The organism is Streptomyces stelliscabiei (assembly GCF_014873495.1).
Lineage (GTDB): Bacteria > Actinomycetota > Actinomycetes > Streptomycetales > Streptomycetaceae > Streptomyces > Streptomyces bottropensis.
The window spans coordinates 1,573,415-1,593,597 of the sequence record NZ_JADBGF010000001.1; the positions used below are offsets into that span (position 1 = coordinate 1,573,415).

Annotated in this window: 15 protein-coding genes; 5 read left to right on the forward strand and 10 right to left on the reverse strand. The window is 72.2% G+C overall.

Translation table 11 applies throughout. The features are described 5' to 3' along the window. Positions 1-59: 59 nt before the first annotated feature. From H4687_RS06815 to H4687_RS06835, 5 genes are read right to left on the reverse strand one after another with little or no spacing between them, the layout of a single operon-like run. Positions 60-1,397, reverse strand: coding sequence for a cytochrome P450 (locus H4687_RS06815; protein ID WP_046912910.1), 1,338 nt, complete (start codon positions 1,395-1,397; stop codon positions 60-62). Positions 1,398-1,410: 13 nt separating this feature from the next. Continuing rightward, on the reverse strand, positions 1,411-2,004 hold the full coding sequence (locus tag H4687_RS06820; RefSeq protein ID WP_013005331.1) for a GTP-binding protein: 594 nt from the start codon (positions 2,002-2,004) through the stop codon (positions 1,411-1,413). Then, entirely contained in the window at positions 1,979-2,356 is a 378-nt protein-coding gene (locus tag H4687_RS06825; protein WP_005475232.1) for a DUF742 domain-containing protein, read from the reverse strand. Before H4687_RS06825 ends, H4687_RS06820 begins: the two co-directional genes overlap by 26 nt. Further along, positions 2,353-2,754 (reverse strand): roadblock/LC7 domain-containing protein, encoded by a 402-nt coding sequence (locus tag H4687_RS06830; protein WP_005475236.1) that lies wholly within the window; start codon positions 2,752-2,754, stop codon positions 2,353-2,355. Before H4687_RS06830 ends, H4687_RS06825 begins: the two co-directional genes overlap by 4 nt. Next, a complete protein-coding gene (locus H4687_RS06835) occupies positions 2,751-3,956 on the reverse strand; it encodes a sensor histidine kinase (RefSeq protein ID WP_046912911.1) in 1,206 nt (401 codons plus the stop codon). The genes H4687_RS06830 and H4687_RS06835 overlap by 4 nt, the downstream gene beginning before the upstream one ends. 571 nt (positions 3,957-4,527) lie before the next feature. On the opposite strand from H4687_RS06835, the gene H4687_RS06840 reads away from it, so the two are divergent. Then, positions 4,528-6,024 (forward strand): FAD-binding protein, encoded by a 1,497-nt coding sequence (locus H4687_RS06840; RefSeq protein WP_046912915.1) that lies wholly within the window; start codon positions 4,528-4,530, stop codon positions 6,022-6,024. A gap of 381 nt (positions 6,025-6,405) precedes the next feature. Beyond that, positions 6,406-7,635 (forward strand): PP2C family protein-serine/threonine phosphatase, encoded by a 1,230-nt coding sequence (locus H4687_RS06845; RefSeq protein WP_046912912.1) that lies wholly within the window; start codon positions 6,406-6,408, stop codon positions 7,633-7,635. A 79-nt stretch (positions 7,636-7,714) separates the two neighbouring features. Here the strand turns inward: H4687_RS06845 and H4687_RS06850 are convergent, their stop codons facing one another. From H4687_RS06850 to H4687_RS06865, 4 genes are all read right to left on the reverse strand, one after another. Then, positions 7,715-8,881, reverse strand: a complete 1,167-nt coding sequence (locus tag H4687_RS06850) for a substrate-binding domain-containing protein (protein ID WP_050398135.1) — start codon at positions 8,879-8,881, stop codon at positions 7,715-7,717. Positions 8,882-8,961: 80 nt separating this feature from the next. Then, positions 8,962-10,059 carry an ABC transporter permease gene (locus H4687_RS06855; RefSeq protein WP_050398134.1) on the reverse strand — a complete coding sequence of 366 codons (1,098 nt, stop codon included), beginning with the start codon at positions 10,057-10,059 and terminating at the stop codon, positions 8,962-8,964. After that, positions 10,056-11,627 (reverse strand): sugar ABC transporter ATP-binding protein, encoded by a 1,572-nt coding sequence (locus tag H4687_RS06860; RefSeq protein WP_050398133.1) that lies wholly within the window; start codon positions 11,625-11,627, stop codon positions 10,056-10,058. The genes H4687_RS06855 and H4687_RS06860 overlap by 4 nt, the downstream gene beginning before the upstream one ends. Before the next feature lie 115 nt (positions 11,628-11,742). After that, on the reverse strand, positions 11,743-14,691 hold the full coding sequence (locus H4687_RS06865) for a SpoIIE family protein phosphatase (protein WP_050398132.1): 2,949 nt from the start codon (positions 14,689-14,691) through the stop codon (positions 11,743-11,745). A gap of 585 nt (positions 14,692-15,276) precedes the next feature. Here H4687_RS06865 and H4687_RS06870 point away from each other — a divergent pair. Then, positions 15,277-16,122 carry a DUF4142 domain-containing protein gene (locus tag H4687_RS06870; RefSeq protein WP_078907110.1) on the forward strand — a complete coding sequence of 282 codons (846 nt, stop codon included), beginning with the start codon at positions 15,277-15,279 and terminating at the stop codon, positions 16,120-16,122. 41 nt (positions 16,123-16,163) lie between these two features. On the opposite strand, the gene H4687_RS06875 is transcribed toward H4687_RS06870, so the two are convergent. Next, complete coding sequence (locus H4687_RS06875) at positions 16,164-16,697, reverse strand: MarR family winged helix-turn-helix transcriptional regulator (RefSeq protein WP_046915300.1); 534 nt, start codon at positions 16,695-16,697, stop codon at positions 16,164-16,166. 26 nt (positions 16,698-16,723) lie between these two features. Here H4687_RS06875 and H4687_RS06880 point away from each other — a divergent pair, with 26 nt between their 5' ends. Next, positions 16,724-16,954 (forward strand): hypothetical protein, encoded by a 231-nt coding sequence (locus H4687_RS06880; RefSeq protein WP_179860189.1) that lies wholly within the window; start codon positions 16,724-16,726, stop codon positions 16,952-16,954. Positions 16,955-17,029: 75 nt separating this feature from the next. Next, entirely contained in the window at positions 17,030-20,182 is a 3,153-nt protein-coding gene (locus H4687_RS06885; RefSeq protein WP_078907109.1) for a beta-N-acetylglucosaminidase domain-containing protein, read from the forward strand. Position 20,183: the final 1 nt, after the last annotated feature.

Here is a 20,183-nt window from a genome sequence, read left to right on the forward strand (position 1 = left end):
TTACTACCCCTTTGGTTGAAAGCTCATGCAGTGCCTTCCGTCACAGGCGGTTGCGGGTGTCACCCCTTCAACCAGGACAGGAAGGAGCCCCACACCCCTCGCTCGGTCTTCCGGCCCGCGGGGGCGTTGTCGCCGCGTGCGGCCGTCTCCGCCCGGGGCGGGGCCGGACGCTGCATCACCTGCGGGGTGAAGCGGCAGGGAAGCGCGGCGAGCGCGCGGTGGAAGGGGCCGGGTCGCCAGGTGAGGCTGTCCTCGGGCACCGCGAGTTCGATGTCGTGCAGACGGTTGAGCAGGTTCTCGATGGCCACCATGGTGACGAGGCGGGCGAGTTCCTTGGAGGGGCAGGCGTGCGGGCCCGCGCTCCAGGACAGGTGCGCGCGCCGGCCGCCGGTCTGACGGGCCGTCGCGAGCGCCGGGTCGGTGTTGGCCGCCGTCATGCTGACGAGGACGAGATCGCCGGCCCGCATCTTCGTGCCGCCGAACTCCAGGTCGATGGCGGGGTAGTGGGGCGCGTAGTTCGCCATGGGCGGGTTCTCCCACAGCGTGTCGTCGATGGCCTCCTCGATGAGGCCGCCGTCGGCGTACCGGTCGTGCAGGAGCAGCCGGTGCAGGGTGTTGCCGATGAGGTTGCGCAGCGGTTCGGCACCCGCGCCGAGGAGCAGGATCAGCTGGTGGACGAGTTCCTCGTCGGTCAGCCGTGCCTCGTGCCGCATCAGGTAGGAGGTGACGTCGTCGGCGGGCCTGGCGCGCTTGAGCGCGACCAGTTCGAACACGGCCTGTCCCAGTACCGCGTTGGCCTTCTCGGCGTTGACGCCCTCGAAGACTCCGGAGATGCCGAAGACGACCCGGTCGCCGATGTCCGCCGGGCAGCCGAACAGCTCGTTGAACACGAGCAGCGGCAGCTGCTTGACGTAGTCGTTCATCAGGTCGATGGAGCCGCGGGCGGAGACCTGGGCCAGGAGGTAGTCGGAGGCCCGCTTGGTCATGTCGCTGATGCGGCGGGAGTCGACCTTGGCCAGGCTGTCGGTGATGGCCTGGCGGAGCCGGGCGTGTTCGGCACCGTCGGTGAACATGGCGTTGGGGCGGTACCCCAGCATGGGGACGACGGGGCTGTCCGGGCCGATCTTGCCTTCGGCGACGTCCCGCCAACGGCGCGCGTCCTTGCGGAAGTTGCCGGAGTCCTGGAGGAGCCTCAGCGCGGTCGCGTGGTCGGTGACGAGGGTGGCGTCGACGCCGGGCGCGATCTCGACCGGTGCGGTCTGCCCGTAGTGCCGCATGTAGGCGTAGTACGCCTGCGGGTCGGCGGCGTACTCCGGTCCGTACAGCGGGACCCGCATCCCGCTGTCGTGGGCCGGGCAGCCGGGCGGGGGTGCGGGGAAGGTGGAATCGGAGGTCATGTCTGCTCTGCTCCTAACGGGCGCGGTCCATCAAGTAGCGGACCAGCGTGATCAGTGCTTCGGCCGACGACCGCTCGTCCCGCGCGTCGCAGGTGACGATGGGGGTGTCGTCGAGCAGATCGAGCGCTTCGCGCAGTGCCCTGGCGTCACGTATGGACGTGCCGTCGAAATGGTTGACCGCGATCGCGTAGTCGAGTCCGTACTGCTCGATCAGGTCGATCACGGCGAACGAGTCGGCCAGCCGCTCGGGGTCGACGAGCACGAGCGCCCCGAGGGCGCCGCGTGCCATGTCCTCCCACATCTGTACGAAGCGCTGCTGGCCGGGTGTGCCGAAGAGGTACAGCACGACACGGTCGCTGACGGTGAGGCGACCGAAGTCCATGGCGACCGTGGTGGTGGTCTTGCCCTGGACGCCCTTGAGATCGTCGATCGCCTCGCCAGCCTGGGTCATCGTCTCCTCGGTGGAGAGCGGCGAGATCTCGGAGATCGACCCGATGAACGTGGTCTTGCCCACCGCGAAGTGCCCGACGACCAGGATCTTCACGGCGGTCTGCGTCTCTCCGCCGGGAACGTAGGCCCGCTCATCCAAACTTGGACTGGAGACCATGGAGCACCTCCTCGAGGATCTGCAGGTTGGCGACGGGCGCACGGGTCGCCGGCGGGCGGGTGACGAGGTAGCCGGCCTCGGAGAGGGCCGCCAGCAGGATCTTCACGACCCCCACCGGCAGGTGCAGGTGTCCGGAGATCTCGGCGACGGAGAGGTAACCGCCGACGCACATCCCCAGCAGGTTCTGCTCCTCGGGTGAGAGGCGGGCAGGCCGCTGCTGCTGGTCGACGACCGCCGTGACCAGCGTGATGAGGGAGAACTGACTCTCCCCGGGAAGGCTGCGGCCACCGGTGATGACGTACGGGCGTACTAATTCGGCGGCTTCGTGCTCGTGCCTGTCGGAATCGGTCATGGCCGTACCACGCTGCTCTCCCGGGGCGGGGCGGTCATGACCTTGCCCAGTTGTCCGACGAGTTGCTGCATACGGAAGGTGATGTCGGCCATGTCGACGTCGGAGGAGGCCGACACGGCGAGGTAGGCGCCGTCGCCGGCGGAGATGAGGAAGATCCAGCCGCCGTCGAACTCGACGAGGGTCTGCTGCCAGCGCAGGTCCGAGCGGGAGCAGAAGAACGCCAGGGACCGGCTGAGCGACTGCATGCCGCTCATCGCGGCGGCGGCCTTGTCGGCGTCGTCCTTGTCCACGTCCTTCGAGCGTGCCCTCAGCAGCCCGTCGGAGGAGACCAGAACCGCGTGGAGGGCTCCGGGGATCTCCAAGGCGCTGTCAAGCATCCAGGAAAGATCGTTGTTCATTGGACCTCGTGCCCTTCACTGCTCGCGTCACGGGTTCCGCCCGGCCGCTCCCCCTCCGGATGTGTGGCGCGGCCGGCGTCCGTGCCCTGCTTGAAGGCGGCCATGATGGCTGCCGTCTCCTCACTGCGGCGCTTGGGGGCGGCCGGGGCGGCGGACGGACCGGTCGAGACCAGGGCCATCGGCCGCTTGCGCCGCCGCTTGGGCAGGCCGTCCTCGGTCGTGCCGAGGGGCAGCGCGGGTTCGGGGACCGGCTCGTACGCCGAGGGGCGCGTCTCGACGGCCGACGGCTCCTCCCTCGGCGCGACCGACTCCACCGACGCGGCCGGCTGCTTGGGCACCGGCATGTCGGTGAGCAGGTCGTCGGGCAGCAGCACGACCGCTCGCACGCCTCCGTAGGGGGAGGTGGAGTCCACCGACACGGTGAAGCCGAACCGCTCGCAGAGCACGCCGATCACCGCGAAGCCGAACTGCGGAGGGTTGCCCAGTCCGGAGACGCCCGTGGCCCGCTCGCTCGTCAGGAGCTTCTCGGCCCTGGCCTTCTCCTCCTCGTTCATGCCGACACCGGCGTCGTCGACGATGATGCAGACGCCCTTGGGCACGGAGCGGACGTTGATCTCGACCACGGTGTCCGGGCTGGAGTAGCTGGTCGCGTTGTCGAGCAGTTCCGCGAGGGCCAGTGCCACCGGTTCGACGGCCCGGCTGGTGACGCCGAAGTCGACCTTGGACAGGATGTGCGCCCGCTGGAAGTGGCGGATCCTGCCCTGGGCGCTGCGGACCACGTCGTAGACCGAGGCGACGTCGCGGTGCCGGCCGAGCCAGCCCTCGCACAGGACGGCGATGGACTGGGCCCGCCGGCCGAACTGCGCGTTCATGTGGTCGATCTCCAGGAGGTCCTGGAGCATGACGGAGTCGCCGTACTTGCGCTGCAGTCCGGAGATGATGCGCTGCTGTTCGGCGGCGAGGCCCTGCAGGGTCCGCATGGCGGACTTCAGCGCGGTCCTCGTCTCGCCTTCGGCTTCCTGCTGGGCCGTGCGGACGGACTCCGTGTAGTGGCTCTCCAGCTCACCGTAGTGGTTCTTGAGCCCTGCGATCTCCTGCCGTAATGTCCGCGCCGCCCGTCGCTGACGAACGATGAGGGTGGCGGCGACAAGGGTTACGACAAGGAGTGCCCACAGCGCCGAATTTTGTATGTATTGCGTCATGAGACCCTCTTCAGGCGGCCGATAGCCAGCTACTGAATTCCTGTCAATTCACACATACCGAAGGTCAGCCATTCCAGGGTTGCCACGAGGAATTCACCAAGGACGACGGATGCTCCTTTTGCACCCATCCGTCCACTCGGTAAGTGCCGTGATCGTATCATCACTCAAGCTGATGACGAGGCGTCAACCAGGGCACTTGTCCCGGCAGTTGAGCCCAACCGGAATGTGTTGAACACGGGCACAAGCCGCATTGCCGCAGTCGACTGCCGTACCCGCGAGCGGCGTTGACTCGTGTAGTCGTCCACCGGCCTTGTCTCGGACCGCGGTTGATGATCCGGACCGTCGCGCGGAAAGCCCCCCGGAAGTCATGATGGGCGGTAAGCGGAACGTCAGGGGGAGATCGCTGTGCGTGGGGAGCGCCGGCCCGGCTCCGGGCTCGGTTCGCGCCACGCACCGCGGTGCCCGGCCGTCGGCCGGCACGGCTCGCCCGGCTGATTCCGCTCCGAGAAAAGGACGACGAACCCGCGGCGGCGTGCCGACGATCCGCCGCGTCGACATCACGGAGGCTGTCATGTCGCACAAAGAACACAGTGCCCTCAACAGGCGTCAGTTCCTGGCCCGGTTCGGAGCCGGGACGGTGGCCCTCGTGGCCGGCTTCGACCTGATCGCCCGGCAGTGGGTGCCCGAGGCGGCGGCAGCGGAGAACTCCGCGTTCGCCACCGTGCCCCCGCTCGACGGCACCCTCGTCTTCGACGCCGCGTCCCTCGCGGCCAATGCGCACGACCAGGGCAACATCGTGTTCCTCAGACCGTGCGCGGTACTCCGGCCGGGTTCCGTGCAGGACATCCGGAAGATGGTCGGCTTCTGCGCCGACCACGGCATCGAGGTCGCCCCGGCCGGCGCGCACCACGCGATGTTCGGCCAGCCGCTCGTGAGCGGCGGCCTGGTCATCGAGATGCGGTCGCTGGACACCATCCACTCGATCGGCACGGACGGCGCCGACGTCGACGCCGGTGTGCTGTGGCAGGACCTGATCGCGGCCGCGTACGAGCGGGGCCTCACCCCGGCGTCGATCACCAGCTACCTCGGCACGACGGTCGGCGGGACCCTGTCCATGGGCGGCATCGGGATGATGTCGGCCTACCGGGCCGGTGCCCAGGTCGACCACGCCGATCAGCTGCAGGTGGTCACGGGCGACGGCCGGCTGCGGTGGTGCTCCGACACGCAGAACACCGATCTGTTCGAGGCGGCGCTCGCCGGGCTCGGCCAGTGCGGAGTGATCACGCGGGCCACCGTCGACCTCGTGCCCGCCAAACAGCTGGCCCGCACGTACCGGATCGGGTACCCGGACATCCCGACGTTCTTCCGGGACGTCCGCGTCCTGGCGAACCGGGGCGAGTTCGATTCCCTCGGCAGCATCCCCCAGCCGGGCACCGCGCAGCCCCTGACACTGTGGGCCACCGTCTTCCACAACCCCGGGGACGCACCCGACACGTCCCACCTGCTGCGCGGTCTCAGCCCCGCCGCGGCCACGGCGGCCTTCGAGGACTCCCCCTACCTCGACTACATCTCCCTGGTCACCACCATGTACGACTCCTTCGCGGCGAACCTGGACTGGGACGCGAAGGTCAAGCCCTGGTCGGACCTGTTCCTGCCGGACGACGCCGTCGAGGAGTACGTCGCGTCGGTGTTCTCGTCGCTGACCGCGGAGGACCTGGGCCCGACCGGCTTCGGGCTGGTCTTCCCGATGCTGCGTTCGAGCTACCGCCGACCGCTGCTGCGGCTGCCCAGCGATGCGGGCGGGCCCTGGGTCTGGCTGGTCAGCGTGCTGACCGACGCCGCGCGCTCCGGCCCCGACCCCGACTTCGCGGCACGGATGATGGACCGCAACTACCGCTTCTACCAGGACGCGGCGGCCGTGGGCGGGGTGCGCTACCCGCACGGCGCGTGTGCCTTCACCGCGGCCGACTGGCGGGCGCACTACGGCTCGATGTGGCCGCGGTTCTCCGAGTGGAAGCAGCGCTACGACCCGTTCGGGATCCTGACCCCCGGCCCGGGCATCTTCTGACCCAGGGCACCGTCCGACGCGGTGCGGACTGACCGGCACCGTCCGACGCGGTGCGGACTGACCGGCACCGTCCGACGCGGTGCGGAACGGCGTGGAAGGGCCCGAAGAAGAGCCCGAAGGAGTGGAGCAGACCGGAGAGGGCGGATCAAGCGCTCTTTCCGGGCTTCACTCTTTCGGTCCTTCCCACCCCATCGGATGCGCGTGGCTGGTCGGCGGCCCGGAGGCGGCCGGGACGTGGTGGTGCGGGAGAGACGTGGGACGTCCCTCGTGGCGGGGGCGGCCGAAGCGCGTCGGCGATGCTGCGGATCTGCCGGGTCCCGTGGCCCGTTCACGCCTATCGTGGAACGGCACACCGACGCTCGGCGCCAAGGCAGGCTGGACATGAGGGAACCGCATATCGACTATGCGGAGGTCTTCCGGGCCCTGCCCGGCATGGTGGCGCTGCTCACGCCCGATCTCGTGTACGTCGACGCCAACGACGACTTCCTGCGGCTCGCCGGGCGCTCCCGCGAGCAGCTGCTGGGCCGGTACATCTTCGACGTCTTCCCCGAGAACCCGAACGAACCGGCCGCGGCCGGCATGCGGGAGACCCGGGAGTCGATGCTGCGCGCGGTGGTCACCGGCGAGCGCGACACGATGGCGCTGCTCCGCTACGACATCGAGGACGCCGAGCGCCCCGGCTCCTGGCAGGAGCACTACTGGAGCCCGGTCAACGCGCCCGTGATCGGCCCCGACGGGAAGGTGGCCCTGATCGTCCACCGGGTGGAGGAGGTCACCGAACTCATCCGCGCCCGCGGCGGCCCCGGAGGCGACGGCCGGGCCCAGGTGCTGGAGGCCGAGCTGTACACCCGCGCCCGGGAACTGCAGGAGGTCAACGAACGGCTGCGCACGGCCCACGCCCACGAACGCGAGGTGGCCCTGGCCCTGCAGGCCGCGATGCTGCCCCCGCCCGGCCCGACCGGACAGCACGACGCGGCCGTACGGTACCGGCCGGCCATCGGCGCGCTGAACGTGTGCGGCGACTGGTACGACCTGGTCGGCCTGCCCGGGGAGGGCCTCGCGGTGGCCGTGGGGGACGTCGTCGGCCACGGTCTGGCGGCCGCCTGCGCCATGGGGCAGCTGCGCAGCGCCCTGAGCGGGGCCACCCGTCTCTCCGACGGTCCGGCGCAGGCGCTGGAGGCCCTCGACCTCTACGCCCGCTCCGTCGAGGGCGCCGAGTCGACCACCGTGGTGACGACCTTCATCGACTGGGACAGCCACACCATCACCTACAGCTGCGCGGGCCACCCCCCGCCCGCCCTCATGCACCCCGACGGCACCGTCACCTTCCTCGACCACGCCACCGACCCGCCGCTCGCCGCCCGGCCCACCCACGCCGCCCGGCCCGAGGCCTGCACGTCCTTCGTCGAAAACTCCACCCTGGTCCTCTACACGGACGGGCTGATCGAGCGCCGCACCGAGGCCATCGACACGGGCCTGCGGCGCCTCGCCGACTCCCTGACCCACCACCGCAAGCACGACCCCGAGACCCTGGCCGACGCCCTGCTGGCGGATCTCCTCCCACCCTCCGGCAACACCGACGACACGGCACTGATCGTCCTGCGTCTGTGACCACCGCGGCGGCCGCAGCCGGCACCGCGGTCGCACCCGGCGTGGGCTGTCGGGCGCACGCGCGGGCGAGGTGGCGCGGTCATCTGCCCCAGATCTTCCGGTACCCCTCCCGGTAGCCCGACGGGTCCCAGCTCGTGGCGCCTTCGCTGTTGTCGGCCGTGCTGATGTGGACGGGAGCCACATAGCCGCTGGCCGGGCGGCCCGAGAAGGCGCGGTTGAACTCGTCGACGATCTGCCAGCCCTGCAGGGTGAGCGGTTCGGGGACGGTGGCCGCCTGGTACTGGCCGCTGTCGACGCGCTGGAAGGCGGAGGGGTCGCCGTCCCCGGCGCCGATGTTGAAGGGCGGACCCGAGCCGTCCTTGCCGGCCGCACGGAAGGCGGGCGCGGCATCGGCGAAGTACAGGTCGTTGATGGCGACGGAGTGGGTCCACCGGTCCTGGAAGCGGGACAGGAGCGAGGCCACCTCGCGGGGGGTGCGGCTGCTCGCGTCGGGGATCGGGATGTTCACGTACGACAGGAGCTTCACGCCCGCGCACGTGGCGAGTTCGGCTCTGATCAGGTCGGACTTGTTCTTGGCGAAGGGGATGGAGGCGTCGGTGAGGATCACGACCCCGGCGTCGCCGTCGGAGGTCGAGACGACCCACTGCGCGCTGATCCTGGCGACGTCCTCGACCTGGGTGGTGATGTTGGTGAAGAGGGCGGGACGCCTGCTGGGGCCGGGTGCGGCGACCGCGTGCCAGCCGATGACGGGGATGCCCGCCCGCTCGGCACGGGCGATCTGCTGCGAGGTCGCGCCGGGGTCGAAGCCGCCGACGACGATGCCCGAGGGGCGCAGCGTCACCGCCTCGCTCATCGCCGCCTGGATACCGGCGGGGGTGCCGCCGCCGTCGACGACCCGGACGTTCCAGCCGATGGCCCGCGCGGCCTGCCGGACGCCGTCGGCGGCGCCCGCGACTCCGGGGTTGGTCATGGTCTGGGCGACGTACACGATGGTTCTGCCGGTCACGGCCTCGGGGCCGGAGGTCGGGCCGTTCCAGGGGATATCGGTCCGCTCCGCCCGGCCGACGGCGGCCCGGGCCTCGGCATGGACCTTCGGGCAGCCGTTGGGGCCCGAGGCGGAGGTCTCCGGATCGCTCGACGATCCGCGTTCGCAGCCTGCGAGCAGGACGGTGGTCACCGTCAGCAGCGCGGTGGCCGCACACCGGGCTCCGCGGGCGCCGGCGGCGGTCTTGGTTCTGTGGTGCACGAGGGCTCCTCGCGAAGGGACCAGCGGGAGGGCGCGGCCGGGGGGCGGTGGGGGCGCGGCGGCGGGGCGCGCGACCTGGGTCATGGGGTACCGCCCGGCGGCGGCTCCGCCGGGTCGACGGGTGCGTCGCGGGCCGCGAGGACGCCGGTGTGCATGCGGCGGCGGGCGGCGTATCCGGCGAGGCCGACGGCGAGGAGCAGGGTGCCGCCGTGGAACAGGGGCACCGTCCAGAAGTCGGCGCCCATCTGGGCGATGCCGGTGAGGCCGACGGCGAGGACGGTGACGGCGACGAGGGTGCCCAGGGCGTTGGGGCGGCCGGGTCTGATCGCGGTGGAGCCGAGGAGGGCGCCGACGAAGGCGGGCAGCAGGTAGTCGAGGCCGACGCTGGGGTTGCCGATCTGCTGCTGGGCCGCGAGCAGCACTCCGGCGAGGCCGACGATCAGGCCGGACGCGGCGAAGGCGCAGACGGTGTATCTGCGGACAGGGATGCCGACGAGGTCGGCGGCGCGCGGGTTGGACCCGACGACGTACAGGTAGCGGCCGACCGGGAGCCGTTCCAGCACCAGCCAGAGGACGACGGTGAGCGCCAGCACGTAGAAGGCGGGGACCGGGAGGCCGAGCAACGTGGAGGTGTAGAGGTCGGTGAAGGCGGGTGGGAGGCCCTGGGGGCCGGGGACGATCCGGCTGCCGTCGGTGACCCAGCCGGTCACGGCGTACATCATGCTGCCGGTCCCGAGGGTGGCGATGAAGGAGTCGATGCGGCCGAACTCGACGATGACGCCGTTGAGGACGCCCACGACCGTCCCGCCGACGGTCACGGCGAGGCAGGCGAGCGGCCAGGGCCAGCCGGCGTCGACGATCAGGTACAGCACCATGACGTGCGCCAGGCCGAGACCGTAGCCGATGGACAGGTCGAACGCGCCGGTCACGATGGGGACCATGGCGGCCAGCGCGAGGACGGCCGGGATCGACTGGGTGGAGAGGATCGAGTCGACGGTGTCCAGGGTGGGGAAGGTGCGCGGCAGGGTCAGGGAGAAGAACAGGACCAGCAGGGCGGTCAGGCCCAGGAGGCCGTAGGCGCCGAGGAGTTGCCCGCCCGTACGGGTGCCGGGGGCAGGCCCTTTCGGCGTGCGCGGGCGGCGGGGGCGCGGTGCGGACGGGGAGGGCGGGGCGGTCATGGGGCCGTCGCGGTGCCGGCGGGGGGCATGGCCGAGGCGGCCCGGGTGAGGGCCGCGACCGTGAGGGCCGCCCCGGTCAGTTCGGCGGTCACGGCTCCGCGGACGAGGACCAGGGCCCGCTCGCACACGCCCGCCACCTCCTCGAAGTCGGTGGAGATGAGGAGGACCGCGAGGCCGTCGGCCTGTGCCTCGCCGAGCAGCCGGTGGACGGCCGCCTTGGCGCCGATGTCCACGCTCGCCGTGGGTTCCTCCAGGATCAGCAGACGCAGACCGGTCCGCAGCCAGCGGCCGATCATGACCTTCTGCTGGTTCCCGCCGGACAGGACGGCGATGGGGGCCTCGCTGTCGCGCGGCCGTACCGAGAACCGTTCGACGAGCGCGGCGGCCGTGGCGCGTTCACGGCGGGGGCTGATCCAGCGGGGCGCCGGCCCGTCTCCGGCGCGGGGGTTGGCCAGCAGGTTCTCCCGCACGGTCAGTTCGGGGAGCCAGCCCTCGCGCTGCCGGTCGCCGGGGACGAGGGCGACCCCGCGTCGGACGGCGTCGGCGACGGTGCGGGGGCGGTAGGGGTCGCCGTCGAGGAGGACCTGTCCCCCGAGGAGGGGCCGGGCGCCGGCGAGGGCCCGGCCGAGGTCCATGTGCCCGGCACCCGACAGTCCGACCAGGCCGAGGGCCTCCCCCGCTCTCAGCTCCAGGTCGACCGGTCCCGCGCCGAGGGTGCTCACGCCGTCGAGGGCCAGGACCGGCGGGGCGCCGGGGGCGGGGACACGGCGCGGGTGGGCCCGGGCAGGTGGGGGACGGTGGGCGGGCGGTTCCTCGCCGGTGATGTCCCGCACCAGGCGCAGGGGGCCGTGGTCCGCCGTCGAACCGTGGCTGACGAGGCGGCCGTCGCGCAGGACGGCGAAGGTGTCGGCGACCTCGTAGACCTCGTCGAGGCGGTGGCTGACGTAGAGGATGCCGTGGCCCCGGTCGCGCAGGGTGTGCAGGACGCCGAAGAGGCGGGCGCAGTCCGCGGCGGGCAGGCGGGCGGTCGGTTCGTCGAGGACGATGAGCTTCGCCCGGGTGGCCAGGGCGCGGGCGATGGCGACCAGGGACCGCTCGGCGGGGGCGAGCCGGGCGATCGGCGCGTCGGGGTCGAGATGTCCGCCGACGAGGGCGAGCGCCTCGGTGCAGCCCTCCCGGGTGCGTCGCCAGGAGATCAGTCCGGCGCGGCGCGCGTATCCGGTGCCCAGGGCGATGTTCTCGGCGACCGTCATCCACTCGACGAGGCCGAGGTCCTGGTGGATGAAGGCGAGGTGGGGGGAGGCGGTGCGGCTCGCGAGCGGGTGTCCGTCCACGGTGACGTGGCCCGCGTCGGCGCGGTGGACGCCGGCGAGGATCTTGATGAGGGTGGACTTTCCGGCTCCGTTGGGGCCGAGGAGCGCGAGGACGCTGCCGGCGTGCACGTCGAGGTCGACGCCGGCCAGGGCCAGGGTGCCGCCGAAGCGTTTGGTGAGGCCCCGGACGCGGACCAGTGGTTGGGGCCCACCGGGCGGGACCGGCTGCGCAGAGGTGTCGTGAGCGTCGTGCACGGACAGCTCCGGGGGTCGGCCTGGCGAGTTCTTCCGGCTTCTGCTTGCGCCAGCGATACTAACCACCGATATCGCTTCCTTCGCGGCATTTGAGTACCGGTCGACGTCGGTCGCGTCAGCCGCCGTCGAGCCCGCACTGGGCCCAGATGACCTTGCCCTCCGGGGTGTAGCGCGTGCCCCAGCTCTGGGACAGCTGGGCGACGAGGAACAGGCCCCGGCCGCCCTCGTCGGTGGTGGCCGCCCGGCGCAGATGCGGAGCGGTGCTGCTGGTGTCGGAGACCTCGCAGATCAGGGAGCGGTCGCGGAGCAGTCGTACGCGGATGGGTCCGGCGCCGTGGCGGATGGCGTTGGTGACCAGTTCGCTGAGCATCAGCTCGGCGGCGAACGCGGCTTCGTCGAGGCCCCAGTCGGCCATCTGCCGTTGGGCGGCGGCGCGCACCTCGCTGACGCGGGCCGGATCGGCGGGCAGCTCCCAGGTGGCGATCCGCCCCGGGTCGAAGGCGTGGGTGCGGGCGACGAGCAGGGCGATGTCGTCGCCCGGATGGGCGGGTGCCACCGTGTCCAGGACGACCCGGCAGGTCTCCTCCGGGCTCCGCTCGGTGTGGGCCAGCACCCCGCGCAGCTGGTCGAGGACCAGGTCGACGTCACGGTCGCGGTCCTCGATGAGGCCGTCGGTGTAGAGGACGACCTGGCTGCCTTCGGGCAGGTGGATGTCGACGGCTTCGAAGGGCAGCCCTCCGAGGCCGAGGGGAGGTCCGGCGGGCAGTTCGGGGAACGACACGGTGCCGTCGGGGCCGACCAGGGCGGGCGGCGGGTGGCCGGCGCGGGCCAGGCTGCACATCTGCGAGGTCGGGTCGTAGACGGCGTAGAGACAGGTCGCGCCGATGATGCCGCCGCCGTCGGAGACGGGGTCCTCCCGGTCCAGTCGGCCCACGAGGTTGTCGAGGTGGGTGAGGACCTCGTCCGGGGGGAAGTCGAGTTCGGCGAAGCTGCGGGCCGCCGTGCGGACCCGTCCCATGGTCGCGGCGGAGAGCAGGCCGTGGCCGACGACGTCGCCGACGAAGAGTCCGATGCGGGCGCCGGGGAGCGGGATGACGTCGTACCAGTCGCCGCCGACGTCGGATTCGGCGGGCAGGTAGCGGTGGGCGACCTCGACGGTGTCCTGGTCGGGGAGCCCCTGCGGGAGCAGGCTGCGCTGCAGGGCGAGGACCATGGTGCGTTCGCGGGTGTAGCGGCGGGCGTTGTCGATGGACAGGGCGGCGCGGGTGGCGAGTTCCTGGGCCAGCGAGCGGTCGTCGTCGCCGAAGGGGGCGGGGTCCTGGGCCCGGTAGAAGGCGGCCACGCCCAGGACGACGCCCCGGGCGACCAGGGGGACCGCGATGAGGGAGTGGACGTGGCTCAGCAGACTGTCGGTGTGCTCGGGGTCCTGTGCGAGCCAGCCCGCGGCCGTCTTCAGGTCCGGCTCCAGCACCGCTTCCCCCCTGGTCAGGGAGCGCAGCTGCGGGACGGTGGGGCCGTAGTCGACCTGTTTGCCGACCGGGCTGAAGGGGAGGTCGTCGCGGATGCCGTAAACCACCGTGCGGCGCAGGTCGGCGCGCGGGTCCGCGGCCTCCTCGCCGCGCAGCACGGGCTCGGCGAGGTCGATGGTGACGTAGTCGGCGAGGCGCGGGACCGCCGTCTCGGCGAGTTCCTGGGCGGTGCGCCGCACGTCCAGGGTGGTTCCGATACGGGCGCTGGCCTCGGACAGCAGCTCCAGCCGGCGGCGCGCGGCCAGGGCGTAGGTGCCGACGTGGGGCTCCCCCACCAGCAGGAGTCCCCTGCCGGGGGCAGGGGCGCCGTCGGCGGTGAGTTCGTCGGGGGCGAGCTCGTCGGGGGCGAGCTCGTCGGGGGCGACGAGGTCGACGGCCGCGGCGAACCCGGCCGGTGGTGGTGCGGGGGTGTGTGGATGGCCGGGGGCGGGGACGGCGGTGAGCGGGCCGGGCGTCACGGCGAGGGGGGAGCCGTGGAGGCGCCGGACCGTGGCGGCGCCGGTGGGTTCGACGGGCCGCGCGGGCTCGGCGGACAGGCTCGGCACCGGTTCGGTCCGGCGTGGGGTGGCGAGGGCCTCGTGCCGTGAGGCCCCGGGCAGGACCGCCTCGACGGCGACGCCCTGCACTCCGGAGGCGCTGGTCATCGGGCGGCTGACGAGGGTGACCCGGAGGCCGTCCGTCAGGGGTACGTCGACGGCGGCCCGCTGCGCGCGGGAGATCAGCTCGGCGGCCTTCTCCAGGAGGGTGGCCCGGTCGGCGGGGCGCAGCCCGCGGACCAGTTCCTCGACGCCGACGCTGTGCCGCGGGTGCGCGCCCGCCTCGGTCCCGGCGTCCACGTACGCCCGCAGCAGGGAACGTGCGCGCACGGAACTCTGCCACAGCAGCCGCCGTTCGATGGCCGCGGCCGCCTTGCGGATCACACCGTCCAGCGCCGGGTGCTCGAAGCCGCGCGGATATCCGAAACACAGGACGCCCTCGATACGGCCGCTGAGCGGGTCACGCACGGGGAGCGCGCGGCAGGCGCTGGCCTGGGAGCGGTCGGCGAAGTGCTCGGCGCCGTAGACCCGGATGAGCCGCCGTTCGGCCAGGGCGAGGCCGATGCCGTTGGTGCCGGCGAACTGTTCGGCGAAGACGAACCCCGGGACGGTCTGGATGTCCGGGAGTCCTCTGGCCAGCGAGGCCTCGCCGAAGCGGCGCAGCAGGACGGTGCCGTTCGCGTCGGCGACGGAGATGTTCATGGCGCTGCCGGCGAACTTGGACTCCAGCCGGTCGAGCACGGGTACGGCCGCGCGGGCGATCCGGTCGTCCCGGTCGAAGTCGTCCCGGAAAGGGAGGTCGGACCGGTCCGGCGACAGCCCGAGGGTCCGGCACCGCTGCCAGGAGCTGAGGATCGACGCCCGGACACCGGTCGCCGGCGACTCACCCTGCAGAAACCGCTCACGGGACAGGACAGGGCCCCGGTCACGAAAAAGGGAGGGGCCCGTGCCGTCTGTCGCACGTCCCGTGAGGATCGGCTCGCCGTCGGACCGCACCACGCTGGCCTCACTCGCGCCCTGGACAATCCGCTTATCGGAAATATCTGGCATTGACGAGGATACGGGCATCTGCAACACGAGTCACGGTTCGCGCTTCCACTCCCCCGCGGCGACGGACTCGGCGGGCGCCGGGACAAGGGGCGGTCGCTCCAGGTGGGGACCACGCCGGCAACCCCTCGAAGACGGTCACGCCGAGGCGGGAGGCCGGTGAGGGCCCACGCCCCCGTGGGCGCGCAGCGCCGCCGTCACCGCCGCCACCGCGTCGCGCGACGACCCGTTCGACCAGCAGGGACGCACCCTCCGCACCGCTCAGGGCGCACCGACCCGCCACCGACCTCACACCGCTCATGACCCGCCGCCCCGCCGACCCGCCGCCCGGTCTCGCACCCCTCGCGTTCCGCTCGCAGCCCGCCCACGGCCCACCCACGGCCCGCCACTCGTGACGCCGGAAACCCAGCACGGAACCCGTGCCGCGTCCTCCCATTCGAGCACACTGCAAATTTTACCTAGAGCAATGATTCATTCGCCGAACCCGCCCGTACCCCTTGGTGACCCACTCCCCGGCTGCCAGGAGGCACCCCTTCCATGCGACGCACAAGGAGTATCGGAACGATCTTCGTGAGCGGCGGTCTGGTGATGACCGTCGCCGCGCTCGCCTATCCCGCTTTGGTGGGGGTCGGGACGACGACCGCCACCCCGGACCGGATCATCGCCGACACCCGGTACGGCCCCCTCACGGAGGCCGACCGGGACTTCGTCATCAAGGTGCGTTCCGCGGGGCTGTGGGAGTACCCGCTCGGCGAGATGGCCATGCAGCGCGGTACGACGTCGGAGATGAAGGAGGCGGGCGCGCATCTCGTCGCCGGGCACGCGGGGCTCGACGAACTGTGCCGCCGGATCGCGCCCGAGCTGGGCATCACCCTGAACAACCAGGCCAGCCCGCAACAGCAGCAGTTCGTGGCGACGGCCGACGCGGCCACCGGCAAGGAGTTCGACTCCACCGCCGTCACCATCATGCGCGTCACGCACGGCCAGATCTTCCCGGCCATCGCCAAGATCCGCGCCAGTACCAGGAACACCATGGTGCGCCAACTCGCCGACCTGGCCAACGACACCGTGCTCGACCACATCACCGTGCTGGAGAAGACCGGCCTGGTCAACCACGACCAGGTCAACTACCAGCAGACCAACCCGCCGAAGCTCCCCAAGGAGCAGGTCACCCCGCCCGTGCCCCAGCCTGGGGCGCCGATGGTCGTCCTGGCCCCCCGCCCCGATCTGAACGTGCGGACGTCCGCACCGACGGCCACCCCCACGGACGGATCGACGGCCGGCTCCGGGGGCGGGTCGACGTCCGGCTCCACGGACGGGGCGACGGCCACCCCCACCGACGGGTCGACGGCCGGCTCCGGGGGCGGTGGTGCCACGCAGTGACGCGCCTCCCGTGGCGCTGGGGCGCGGGCCGGCCGGGAGCCTCAGGCGCCTCGGCCCACCCAGGTGTCGACCCAGCCGAGCGGATACGTCTCCGTGTCGTCCGACGCCGGAGCCGAGGGCTCCCCGCCCGCCGTGTTGAACGCGGTCAACGCGCCGATGAGCGCCTCCCGTTGGTCCGGGGCGAGGCGCTCGACGACCGTGGCGAGTTCGGTGCGCCGACGGGCCATGACGTCCTCGACGGCACGTCGGCCCTCGTCGGTGAGCTGCAGCAGGGTCTCGCGGCGGTTGCCGGGGTTGGTCCGGCGGTCGGCGAGTCCGGCCGCGATCAGCCGGTCGACCATCCGCATGGCCGTGGAGGGGGCGACCTGGAGCTGGTCGGCGAGTACGACGAGCTTGGTCGCGCCCCGCATGGACAGCACCACCAGCATGCGGAACTGCGGCAGCGTCACCCGCTCCTCGACGGCGGCGAGTGACCGTGCGGAGATCGCGACCAACAGCCGCGACGCGGTGAGCACCGCTCGCGTCACCTCATCGACGTCGTCCACGCCACCTGCCGGACCATCGCGTTCAGTCATGGTCCCTTTCTATCCCGCCCCGTGACATGCCGGAGCGCGCGGTGGGCGTCGAGACCCCGTACGCCGGGCGCGCCTCGTTCCACCGGTGCGTGTACGGCCCGTACCTGATCGCCATGAACACCACCGACGACCGCCGCTACACCCTGACCACGAAGGGATTCGGCGCGTCGACGAACCTGGTGAACGGCGCGAGGGTGGGCGCGAACGCCAGGCTGCGGGTGGAACCCGGCACGATCGTGGTGCTGCGCGGACGTTGACCCACGCCGCTGCTCCCGTGACGCGAAGGGCCCCCGCCTATTGAATGAATGATTCAGCAGCCCTAGCCTTTCTCGATGGCTTCAATCACCTGGCTCCCCCCACGCCCCGAACGCCCCCACGGACCACGGCGGTTGCGCTGGGTCCTGCTCCTGGCCCTGAGCCTCAGCCTCCCCTCGCTGCCGTCGGCCGCCGCCACCTCGTCCGCCACCTCGTCCGCCCCCTCCTCTCCGTCCGCGTCGAAGCGCCGGGCGGTCCCGGAGGTGTGGCCCACGCCCCGGCACATCGAGGCGGGCGGGCGCCGGTTCGCCGTTCCCGACCGGGTGGTGGAGGTCGTCGGCCCCGGCACCGATCCTTCCGCGCGCAGGGTCGTCGAGGCCGCGCTGCGGGCGGCCGGGGCCGCACGGATCGTCACCGTGCCGGCCGGTGAGCGGCCACCCGCCGCCGGGCTCACCGTGTTCGTCGGCGGGCCGGACGAGAACCCGGCCACCCGGGGCGCGTTGCGGCGGCTGGGCGTCAGGTCACCGGCCGGGCTGCCCGCGGAGGGATACGTCCTGGCCTCCGGCCGCCACGCCGGGCGCGGGCTGCTCGCCCTCTCCGGCACCGACACCGCCGGCACCTTCTACGCCGCCCAGACCCTCCGCCAGCTTCTCACCGGCGGCCAGCTGCCCGAGGTCACGGTCCGCGACTGGCCCACGGCGAAGCTGCGCGGTGTCGTCGAGGGCTTCTACGGCACGCCGTGGACCCACGCCGAACGGCTGAGCCAGCTCGACTTCTACGGCCGCACCAAGCAGAACGTGTACGTCTACTCCCCCAAGGACGACCCGTACCTGCGGGAGCGCTGGCGCGACGCGTACCCGGACGCCCGACTGGACCGGTTGCGCGAGCTGGTCGACCGGGCCGGCGCCGACCACGTCCGCTTCACCTACGCCCTCTCCCCCGGCCTGTCGGTCTGCTACTCCTCCGCCGACGACATCACCGCGCTGGTCCGCAAGTTCGCCTCGCTGTACGACATCGGCGTGCGCTCGTTCGCGATCCCGCTGGACGACATCAGCTACACGAAGTGGAACTGCGCGGCGGACCAGGAGGAGTTCGGCAGCGGGGGCGGCGCGGCCGGTACCGCGCAGGCGCGTCTGCTGAACCGGGTGTGGGAGGAGTTCTCCGCCGGCCGTACCGGGCTCGATCCGCTGGAGATGGTCCCCACCGAGTACTCCGACCTCGCCGACAGCCCGTACAAGACGGCGTTGCGCGAGCGGTTGGACCCGGGCGTGGTCGTGGAGTGGACCGGCGTGGGCGTGATCGCCCCGACCGTCACCGCCGCACAGGTGCGGCAGGCCCGCGAGGTCTACGGGCATCCGATCCTGCTCTGGGACAACTACCCGGTCAACGACTACGTCACCAGCCGCCTCCTGCTCGGCCCCTACACCGGCCGGGAGCCCGGCGTGGCCCGGGCCTCCGCCGGGGTCACCGCCAATCCCATGGTGCAGGCGGAGGCGAGCAAGCTCGCGCTGTTCACGTCCGCGGCGTATCTGTGGAACCCGGACTCCTACGATCCTCGGGCCGCGTTCATGGCCTCCGTGCGGGATCTGGCGGGGCCGGGCGCCGCCGCATGGCTGCGGATCTTCGCCGAGAACACCTACTCCTCCCAGCTCGACCCCACCGAGTCCCCGACGCTGACCCGGCTCGTCGCCGCGTTCCGCACCGCGTACGAGGAGGACAGCGGCCTCGACCGGGCGGCCGCCGCGCTGCGGTCCTACTTCACCGGCATGGCCGCCACGCCCGCCGAGCTGCGCTCGCGCCTGGCCAACCCCGGCTTCCTGACGGAGACCTCGCCCTGGCTCGACAAGCTCGGCTCCTACGGCACCGCCGGGCTGACGGCCGTGGATCTGCTGCTGGCGGGCAGGCGTGGTGACACCGAGGCCGTGTCGGCGTACTGGAAGCGGCTGCGCGGTGAGCGCAAGGCGCTCGACGCGATCCCGCAGCAGATGTCGCCGGGGGTGATGGACCAGTTCCTCTACTCGGCGATGCTCCGGTACGCCCCCGACCCCGGCGTCGACGCCTCCTTCGCCCCCGGCTCGCTCTCCCTGCGGCCCGGCGCCTCCGGGTCCGTGACCCTCCGCTTCTCGTCCGCCGAGACACGGACCGTCACCTGGGAACTGGCCGTACCCGACGGACTCACCGCCTCTCCCGCCAGGGGCACCGTGGCGGTCCCGGCCCGGGGCAGCGCCTCGGTCACCGTCACCCTGAGCGGGGTCACCGAGGGCGTGCACTCCGTCGTGGTGTCCGGCTCGGGCGTCCTCGACCGGGCGATCCCGGTCCGGGTCACCGACGGCGAGGGGGCGCCCAGAGCGCTGACGGCCAACTTCAGCGGGGCGTCGGTCAGTTCGATCGACCTGTCCTCCGGGAGGAGCACGGACATCGCCGTGGGCGACAACCCGGGCGAGGTGGTCGTGAGCGCGGACGGCCGTACCGCCTACGCCGCGAACCAGGGTTCGAACTCGGTCAGCGTCATCGACGTGGCGCGCGGCGAGGTCACCGCCACGGTCGGCGTGGGCCGGGTTCCGGCCGGGCTCGCGCTCACACCGGACGGCGGCACCCTGTGGGTCGCCAACTACACGGACGGCACGGTCCAGCCCGTGGACACCGGCACACTGAAGGCGGGCGCGGCCGTCGCGGTCGGGGCGGGGCCGGAGAACATGGCGATCACCCCCGACGGACGGACGCTGTACGTGGCGAACATCCACGACAACACCGTCACACCGGTCGGCCTCGACAGCGATGAGGCCGGGGCGGCGATCCCCGTCGGCCCGCGCCCCTTCAACGTCGTGGCGGCGCCGGACGGGAAGCGGGTGTACGTGTCCAACTCCGGTGGCTCGACCGTCACTCCGATCGACACGGCGACCCACGACACCGAGCCGACGTTCCTGGTCTCCGGTCAGGCGTACGGCCTCGGCCTGTCACCGGACGGGCGGACCCTGTGGGTGAGCCCCAGCACCGGGGACGAGATCACGCCCGTCGACACGGTGACCGGTGCTCCCGGCGCGAAGATCACCGTCGGCAGGTCCGCCTTCGACGTCGGCCTGGACTGGGACGGCGGCACGGCCTACGTCACGACGGCCGACGGGAACCGGCTGGTGCCCGTCGACACCGCGTCCGGCACCGCCGGGGCGCCGCTGCCGACCGGCGCCTATCCCCTGGCGGTCGCGCTGACGCCCGTCCCGGTGCCCTAGG

Excerpts from the sequence above, each read along its gene's own strand:
- H4687_RS06885 (WP_078907109.1), top strand. The coding sequence starts at position 17,030 with ATGGCTTCAATCACCTGGCTCCCCCCACGCCCCGAACGCCCCCACGGA.
- H4687_RS06840 (WP_046912915.1), top strand. The coding sequence starts at position 4,528 with ATGTCGCACAAAGAACACAGTGCCCTCAACAGGCGTCAGTTCCTGGCC.
- H4687_RS06830 (WP_005475236.1), bottom strand. The coding sequence starts at position 2,754 with ATGAACAACGATCTTTCCTGGATGCTTGACAGCGCCTTGGAGATCCCC.
- H4687_RS06835 (WP_046912911.1), bottom strand. The coding sequence starts at position 3,956 with ATGACGCAATACATACAAAATTCGGCGCTGTGGGCACTCCTTGTCGTA.
- H4687_RS06880 (WP_179860189.1), top strand. The coding sequence starts at position 16,724 with ATGCCGGAGCGCGCGGTGGGCGTCGAGACCCCGTACGCCGGGCGCGCC.
- H4687_RS06825 (WP_005475232.1), bottom strand. The coding sequence starts at position 2,356 with ATGACCGATTCCGACAGGCACGAGCACGAAGCCGCCGAATTAGTACGC.
- H4687_RS06815 (WP_046912910.1), bottom strand. The coding sequence starts at position 1,397 with ATGACCTCCGATTCCACCTTCCCCGCACCCCCGCCCGGCTGCCCGGCC.
- H4687_RS06820 (WP_013005331.1), bottom strand. The coding sequence starts at position 2,004 with ATGGTCTCCAGTCCAAGTTTGGATGAGCGGGCCTACGTTCCCGGCGGA.
- H4687_RS06845 (WP_046912912.1), top strand. The coding sequence starts at position 6,406 with ATGAGGGAACCGCATATCGACTATGCGGAGGTCTTCCGGGCCCTGCCC.
- H4687_RS06855 (WP_050398134.1), bottom strand. The coding sequence starts at position 10,059 with ATGACCGCCCCGCCCTCCCCGTCCGCACCGCGCCCCCGCCGCCCGCGC.
- H4687_RS06870 (WP_078907110.1), top strand. The coding sequence starts at position 15,277 with ATGCGACGCACAAGGAGTATCGGAACGATCTTCGTGAGCGGCGGTCTG.
- H4687_RS06875 (WP_046915300.1), bottom strand. The coding sequence starts at position 16,697 with ATGACTGAACGCGATGGTCCGGCAGGTGGCGTGGACGACGTCGATGAG.